The organism is Thiorhodococcus minor, from assembly GCF_010820565.1.
Lineage (GTDB): Bacteria > Pseudomonadota > Gammaproteobacteria > Chromatiales > Chromatiaceae > Thiorhodococcus > Thiorhodococcus minor.
Genome location: NZ_JAAIJQ010000180.1, coordinates 1 through 3,589 on the forward strand (window position 1 = coordinate 1; position 3,589 = coordinate 3,589).

The window sequence follows — 3,589 nt, forward strand, 5'->3', positions numbered from 1 at the left end:
GCAGCGGGGCGACACAACGCTGTAGAATCGTCAGTGCATGCATGGGGGGTCCTCCGCAGGTTTGGTCGCCCGCTGTGGACCATCAAACCCCATGCATGTTCCTTTCTGCTGGAAATCCTCTCTCTAAGCTTATGTTCTGATCTGGAATTTAGTGGGGATACCTCAGGGACGGATTTATTTTATAAATCGCTGTCGTGCGCGGCGCTTGCCTGAGATCCGCGCCGCGATTGCCGCGCCGGCTTCGACGACAAGCCCAGATGCTGACGCTCAAGCGCAGACCAGCAGGCCCTTCGACGGTTATCCCTGTCCGAGCTGCCGCGCTGGACGGCTGCGGGTGCGTGTCTCCCTGGCACCGCAACGTCGCGATGGTGGATAGCGCGCGCCCCTAAGCGCCGAGCCGGCGCCCACATCCGGGGATCACCATCAGGCCCCACCGGGGCCTGCGCGCGCGCTTGCCTCAACACCTGGGAATTGGGCTAAGATCGCCTCAGTACACGTCTTCGCAGCACGATGGGAGCCCTTCTGATGCCCGCTTTCGGCCTCCGCGACCTTCCTCATCACCGACCGGGTGGCACCGGCCCTCCCGCGCTATCCATGGTCCACCGATACAATCCCCTCTCTATAAGGCATGCTCGCATCCGCGCAGCTGGCGACGTCGTGCCAGGATCGGATTAGTCCAACAGACATTTATCCATCGGGCGCTCAAGCGTCGGAGCGAGATCACGCTCACTGCCAAGCGCCCGATGGATAAAAGCGTAATAGTTAGGGCACGTAAAGAGTAGAGGCATATGCCCGAGATCACACGTTTTTACGGAATCATCATCAAGCTCTTTTTTGGTGATCATCCGCCACCACATTTTCACGCCGTTTATGGAGAGCACAACGCTATCTTTAACATCGAAACTTTGGAGATGATTGAAGGCGATCTCCCGTCAAGAGCTCGAAAGCTCGTATTTGAGTGGGCAACCTCATATCAATCCGATCTGCAAGAAATGTGGAGATCACAGGAATTCAAGAAACTGCCACCGCTTCAATAGCCATGGATATCCCAAAAGTTCAAAGTGCGATGCCTCAAGAGGGGCATTTTCTTGTTGTATTATTCTCAAATGGAAAGAGGAAGAAGTACGACGTAAACAGGCTCACAGAGCGCGAGATGTTCCTACCTCTCAAGAATCCCGCATTCTTTAGAAACGTATCCGTTGAGCAGGGAGGTCACGCTGTGTCATGGAACTCGGAAATCGACATTAGCGAATATGAGCTTTGGCAAAACGGCGAAGAAATGCCCTAACAAATGGCTACAGCCGAGCGCGCGGTCGGGGCCGCAAGAACGGTGTCAGGTCTTGGTGCGCCAGGAAAGCCTGGGCGCTTGGAATCGTCAAGCGGAGCTTGACGTGAAATTGTGCTAGGAGCCCGGCGGGTGAGAATTCCGCCCGGAAAGGGTTGGCCACCCACCGGAAGCGAGTCTTGCGTGGTGTCGGGTAACCGGCGCTGCGAAGCGTAGACAGCGAGCGTGCAGGCTGTGTGATTGAGCCCCGAAATGACAGCACCGCGGGGGCCGACGTTTTCAAGACGACGGAAGGCAACACCGAAGCGCCTGATTGGCCTGGCGCCCAGGTCTCGCCGGGGTCGAAGAGCAGGGCATGCGCGTACTGGGGCTCCCCAGGAACCTGGGAGGCCCTGCCATCTCCACCGAAAATCTGGTTGCGGTCACGGGGCACCGCGTCACAAGCCTCCAGGCCCCTCGGCGGCAGTGCCTGGCCGGCGAGGGGAGCGAACCAACAGGCGCTAGGTGGTAGACGAAGCCGAGCAACAGCGAGGCGAGTCGACGGATGGCAGGGAGTCGGAGCTTGCCATAGTACCGTCGAAGGTGGGGAACACTGCCCGAGTGGACCCGCTGGAGGGAAGGGCAAGCCGGGCGAGAAGAACCGTTGGGAGGAAACATGACGGGTGCACAGGAACCCGAAACCGTGTCAACGACAACTCAGCGGATAGCCGAGTCGGCGAGAAACCATCCGCAGCGGGCCTTCACCTCGTTGGCCCACCACCTCGATGCAGGCTGGCTGCAAAGGGCGTGGGAGCGCACGCGCAAGGACGGCGCACCTGGGATCGACGGCTGTGATGCCGAGCACTACGCAGGGGACCTGCAAGGGAACCTGGCGGACCTGCTGGAGCGGGCGAAATCCGGGAGCTACCGAGCACCGGCAGTGCGGCGGGTGTACATCCCCAAAGGGGATGGCAAGCGCACCCGCCCGATCGGGATACCGACGCTTGAGGACAAGGTGCTGCAACGGGCCGTCGTCATGGTGCTGGAGGCGCTCTACGAGCAAGACTTTGTCGCTGGCTCGTATGGTTTTAGACCCGGGCGATCCGCGCATCAGGCATTGGAAACTGTGCGTACGAGCCTGGTGCGGATGGGCGGAGGATGGGTGCTGGAGCTCGACATCGAAGCCTTCTTCGACACGCTCGATCATCAGCATCTGAGGGCATTTCTCGACCGACGGGTACGCGACGGGGTGTTGCGACGACTCATCGACAAGTGGCTCAAGGCCGGCGTCATGGAAGACGGGGTATACACGCGCAGCGTCGAGGGCTCACCGCAAGGCGGTGTGATCTCACCGTTACTCGCGAACGTGTATCTGCACGATGTGCTGGACGAGTGGTTTGAGCAGGAAGTCAAACCGCGCCTGCGGGGGCGAGCGCAGCTGATCCGCTATGCGGACGATGCCACGCTGGTCTTCGCGACGGAAGCGGACGCGCGCCGGGTCATGGAGGTGCTGCCCAAGCGCTTTGGACGTTATGGACTGCGGCTGCATCCGAGCAAGACGCGCCTGGTGCGGTGTTACCCACCCCGAGCGGGAGAGACCGATGCGGAATCGAGCTTCGATTTGCTCGGATTCACCCACTACTGGGGGCGCACGCGCCGGGGCGGCTGGACGCTCAAACGCAAGACCGCCAAGGACCGCTTCGCCCGGGCACTACGCTCGATCAAGCACTGGTGCCGAGGCCATCGTCATGAGCCGTTGGAAGCGCAGCACCTGACCCTCAGCCGAAAGCTCCGGGGGCACTACGCCTACTATGGGATCTCGGGCAACGCCCGAGCGATCGCCACCTTTCGGTTCCGGGTCGAGCGGATGTGGATCAAATGGCTGGGACGCCGCTCGCAACGGGCGCGGCTCAATTGGGATCGCGCGGCCTCATTGGCCGCCCGTTTCTCGCTGCCGCCCGCGCGACTGGTCCATCGCTTCGCGTAAGTGAACCTTCTCGCACGAGGAGCCGGATGCGTTAATCGCGCACGTCCGGTTCTGTGGGGGACCAGCCCGGGTAACCGGCTGGTCTACCCGACTCTTTTGCCTGATCCGAGCTACGCTTGATCCATGGCTCGCCCGCTCAGACTCGAATTTCTCGGCGCTCTCTATCACATCACCTCGCGCGGTGACGCGCGCGAGGACATCTATCGGGGTGACGCGGACCGCCACATGTTCTTAGCCCTGCTTGCCGAGGTTTGTGAGCGCTTCAACTGGTGGGGACACGCCTACTGTTTGATGTCGAACCACTATCACCTGTTGATGGAGACGCCCGATGCGAACCT

The 3,589-nt window shown here is 60.9% G+C and carries 4 protein-coding genes and 1 pseudogene; all 5 read left to right on the forward strand.

The window, feature by feature from the left end; all coding sequences use genetic code 11:
* Window positions 1-175: 175 nt before the first annotated feature.
* Window positions 176-376 (forward strand): annotated as a pseudogene (locus tag G3446_RS29365) (IS91 family transposase); the annotation flags it as partial.
* A 412-nt stretch (window positions 377-788) separates the two neighbouring features.
* Entirely contained in the window at window positions 789-1,037 is a 249-nt protein-coding gene (locus G3446_RS25915) for a DUF4160 domain-containing protein (RefSeq protein WP_164456554.1), read from the forward strand.
* 29 nt (window positions 1,038-1,066) lie between these two features.
* Window positions 1,067-1,288 (forward strand): DUF2442 domain-containing protein, encoded by a 222-nt coding sequence (locus G3446_RS25920; protein WP_245232794.1) that lies wholly within the window; start codon window positions 1,067-1,069, stop codon window positions 1,286-1,288.
* A 679-nt stretch (window positions 1,289-1,967) separates the two neighbouring features.
* Window positions 1,968-3,251, forward strand: coding sequence for a group II intron reverse transcriptase/maturase (gene ltrA, locus G3446_RS25925; RefSeq protein ID WP_342450251.1), 1,284 nt, complete (start codon window positions 1,968-1,970; stop codon window positions 3,249-3,251).
* A gap of 123 nt (window positions 3,252-3,374) precedes the next feature.
* Window positions 3,375-3,589 (forward strand): transposase (locus G3446_RS25930; protein WP_209262640.1); only part of this gene is annotated, 215 nt, incomplete at its 3' end.

What these genes read in the sequence shown, in the direction of transcription:
- G3446_RS25915 (WP_164456554.1), top strand. Translation starts at nt 789, where the DNA reads ATGCCCGAGATCACACGTTTTTACGGAATCATCATCAAGCTCTTTTTT.
- G3446_RS25920 (WP_245232794.1), top strand. Translation starts at nt 1,067, where the DNA reads ATGCCTCAAGAGGGGCATTTTCTTGTTGTATTATTCTCAAATGGAAAG.